The organism is Bradyrhizobium sp. PRIMUS42, from assembly GCF_023006515.1.
Lineage (GTDB): Bacteria > Pseudomonadota > Alphaproteobacteria > Rhizobiales > Xanthobacteraceae > Bradyrhizobium.
The window spans coordinates 1-3,867 of the sequence record NZ_JALBGZ010000597.1; the positions used below are offsets into that span (position 1 = coordinate 1).

3 protein-coding genes are annotated in these 3,867 nt (G+C 65.1%); 1 reads left to right on the plus strand and 2 read right to left on the minus strand.

Annotation, left to right across the window (positions count from 1 at the left end; genetic code table 11):
- The coding region (locus MOV75_RS30080) for a tripartite tricarboxylate transporter substrate binding protein (RefSeq protein ID WP_247007138.1) at positions 1–692 on the minus strand (692 nt) is incomplete at its 3' end.
- A 231-nt stretch (positions 693–923) separates the two neighbouring features.
- On the opposite strand from MOV75_RS30080, the gene MOV75_RS30085 reads away from it, so the two are divergent.
- Positions 924–3,038, plus strand: a complete 2,115-nt coding sequence (locus MOV75_RS30085) for a molybdopterin oxidoreductase family protein (protein WP_247007139.1) — start codon at positions 924–926, stop codon at positions 3,036–3,038.
- Here the strand turns inward: MOV75_RS30085 and MOV75_RS30090 are convergent.
- A partial coding sequence (locus MOV75_RS30090; RefSeq protein ID WP_247007140.1) for a caspase family protein occupies positions 3,011–3,867 on the minus strand: 857 nt, incomplete at its 5' end. The two genes, MOV75_RS30085 and MOV75_RS30090, sit on opposite strands and share 28 nt — an antisense overlap.

Consider the following 3,867-nt stretch of genomic DNA (forward strand, 5'->3'; position numbering starts at 1 on the left):
CGCTGCTTGCCGGTGGTCGCGAGCGCGCGGACCTGGTTCTCGGCGATGTTCGGCGCCATCGCCGGCACCGCGTCGATCATCATCTGCACCTGTCCGCCGATCACGCCGCTGCGCGCCTCGCCGCTGTTGCGATAGGGAACGTGCACGACATCGACGCCGGCCATGGCTTTGAACAGCTCGCCGGCCATGTGGTACGGCGTGCCCTGACCCGAAGAGGCATAGTTCAGCTTGCCCGGTTGCGCTTTGGCGAGAGCGATGAACTCGACAAGAGTCTTCGCCGGCACCTGCGGGTTTACCACGATGACGAGATCGGAATAGTTCACCGGCGCGATCGGCGCGAGGTCCCGCATCAGCTCGTATTTTCGCTTGTCCGGGGTCAGCAGCGATTCATTCGCGGTCTGGGTGTTGGACATCATCAACAGCGTGTAGCCGTCGGCTGGCGACTTCGCAGCCTCCACGGTGCCGATGACACCGCCGGCACCGGTGCGATTCTCGACCACGAAGGGCTGGCCGAAGCTCTCCTGGAGCACATTGCCGATCAGCCGTGCGGCGACGTCGGCCGGTCCGCCGGCGCCGAAGGGCACGACGATGCGGACCGCGCGGGTGGGATAATCCTGGGCGAATGAGGGGGCGGCGGAGACTGCGGCAAGCAGGCCGGCGGCCAAGGCCGGCACGAATCTTCGGACTGTCATGCCCACCTCCCTGATATCGTTCTTGTTGGCAGCACTGTAACGGCAGCCGATGCGGACTGTCGACGGCTGACCAGGCCGATCACGCCGGGAATATCGCGCCGTTTTCAGCGTGGAGCGCCGTCTTCGCAGTCGCGGCAGGAACCCGCAGCGCACGTGATCTGAGCAAATCGCATGGGCATTGCCGGATAAATGCCCTCGGCTGACAGGTATTTTGGTGTTACGAATTTGGCCATGAACCAGCACGCCAAGATCGAAATCCGCCATTCGACCTGCCCGCATGATTGCCCCTCGGCCTGCGCCCTCGATGTCGAGGTGGTCGAAGGCCGCAGCATCGGTCGTGTCCGTGGTTCGAAGCAGCAGACCTATACGGCCGGCGTCGTCTGCGCCAAGGTCGCCCGCTATGCCGAGCGCATCCATCATCCGGAGCGGGTGATGTTTCCGATGCGCCGCATTGGGCCGAAGGGCTCGGGGCAATTCGCGCGGATCTCCTGGGACGAGGCGCTTGACGAGATCGGGCATCGCTTCAATGCGGCCGAGCGCGAGTTCGGCGCGGAATCGATCTGGCCTTATTACTATGCCGGCACGATGGGGCTGGTGATGCGCGACGGCCTCAACCGTCTCACGCATGTGAAGAAATATTCCCGCTTCTATCAGACCATCTGCGCCAATGTCGCCCGCATCGGCTTTGCGATCGGCACCGGCAAGATCGCCGGCGTCGATCCGCGCGAGATGGCGCTGTCCGACCTCGTCGTGATCTGGGGCACCAATCCCGTCAACACCCAGGTCAACGTGATGACGCACGCCTCCCGCGCCCGCAAGGAGCGCGGCGCGAAAATTGCCGCGGTCGACATCTACGACAACGAGACCATGAAGCAGGCTGACATCAAGATCATCCTGCGGCCCGGCACCGACGGCGCGTTCGCGTGTGGTGTCATGCACGTCCTGTTCCGCGACGGCTATGCCGACCGCGCCTACATGGACAAGTACACCGATTGCCCGGCCGAGCTCGAGGCGCATCTGAAGGCGCGCACGCCGGAATGGGCGTCTGCGATTTGCGGCGTGCCGGTGGCGGAGATCGAAGCCTTTGCCAAGGCGGTCGGCGAGACCAAACGGACCTTCTTCCGGCTCGGCTACGGCTTCACCCGCTCGCGCAACGGCGCGACGCAGATGCATGCCGCGACCTGCATTCCCGCGGTGACCGGCGCCTGGCAGTATGAAGGCGGCGGCGCCTTCTTCAACAATTACGCGCTGTGGCATTTCAACGAATCCATCATCGAGGGCCACGACGCCATCGACCAGAGCATCCGCGCGCTCGACCAGTCGAAGATCGGCCGCATCCTCACCGGGGATGCCGAAGCCCTGCGCGGCAAGGGGCCGGTCAAGGCGATGCTGATCCAGAACACCAACCCGATGACGGTGGCGCCGGAGCAGGCGCTGGTCCGGCAGGGCTTTGCGCGCGAGGATCTGTTCGTCGCGGTGCACGAGCAGTTCATGACCGAGACGGCGCAGATGGCCGATATCGTGCTGCCGGCGACCATGTTCATGGAGCATGACGACCTCTATTACGGCGGTGGCCACCAGCACATCTCGGTCGGGCCGAAACTGATCGATCCGCCCGGCGAATGCCGCTCCAACCACGAGGTTTTGCAGGGGCTGGCGCCGCGGCTCGGCGCCAAGCATCGAGGTTTCGAGATGACGCCGCGCGAACTGATCGACGCGACGCTGAAGCTGAGCAATCACGGCGACATCGCCGGCTTGGAGGCCGATATCTGGCGCGACCTGCAACCGGATTTCCGCACCTCGCATTTTCTCGATGGCTTTGCCCATGCCGACGGCAAATTCCATTTTAGGGCGGATTGGGCGCATCCGCCGTTCGGCGTGACGATGGGCGATGTCGACAAGATGCCTGATCTGCCGGACCACTGGGCGGTGATCGAGCACTCCGACCAGGCCCATCCGTTCCGGCTGGCGACCAGCCCTTCGCGCAGCTTCCTCAACACCACCTTCAACGAGACGCCGTCCTCGCAGGCGCGCGAGGGCAAAGCGAGCGTGATGATCCATCCCCTGGATGCCGCCGCGCTCGACATCGCAGACGGCGATGCGGTGACGCTTGGCAATACCCGCGGCGAGACCACGCTGGTCGCGACGCTGTTCGACGGCGTGCGGCGCGGCGTGCTGATCGCGGAGTCCGTTCATCCCAACAAGAACCATATCGGCGGGCGCGGCATCAACATGCTGACGGGCGCCGAAACCGTCGCGCCGATCGGCGGGGCCGCATTCCATGACAACAAGGTCTGGATCAGGAAGGCCTCTGCAGCTCAGGGCACGCATTCCGTGACGCCGTAGCCCGCGAACTCCTTCGCGATATCAGGATTCATCGACTTCGCCTGCGCGATATCCGTGGCGCCGTCGCCGCCGCTCTTGCGCCTGGCGATGCCCCGGCCGAACAGCGACGATGATGAGCGCGGGTTGCGCTGGATCGCATCGTTGTAGTCCTTGATCGCCTCGGCGGTCCGGCCGAGCTTGAGGTTGACGAGCCCGCGGCTGTCGAGCGCATCGCTCAATCCGGGATCGATCTGGAGCGCCAGATTGCAGTCGGCAAGCGCGCCCTGCAGATCGCCGGTCGCAGCGCGCGTCCAGCAGCGGTTGTTGAGCGCCTCGCCATCCCTGGGATCCCTGCGGATCACGAGGTCGAAATCCTGCATGGCGAGCCTATAGGCGCGCTTGATCGCATAGACCTGGCCGCGCTTGTAGCGCGAGGCGACGTCATTGGCATTCGCCGCGATCTTGCGACTGAGATCGGCGATGACCGGATCCCTGGCGAGATCGTCGGCGCTCGGGGGCGGCTCTGCCCGCGGGGCATCGCAGACCGGCTTCTGCGGCTCGGGTTTCTGAGGCTCTGGCTTCGTCGGGTCGCCGGCCTTGTTGTCGGCCGGCTGCGCCACCGAACCTGCGAACGAGAATTCGGTTGTGAGTGAGGATGACAGCCACGGCACCTGCTCCCGTTTGGTGGCGGCGACCACGCCGTTCTTGGTGTTGGTCAGGGCCTGCTCGGCGCTGATGTTCGGCGCACGCATCTCGCGGAGCAGCTCGGCGACGAACAGGCCGTGCTCGGTCTTGCCGCTGGCCGCAACCGCGCCGAGCGCGGCGGAGTAGAGCACGAGCGAATTGCTCG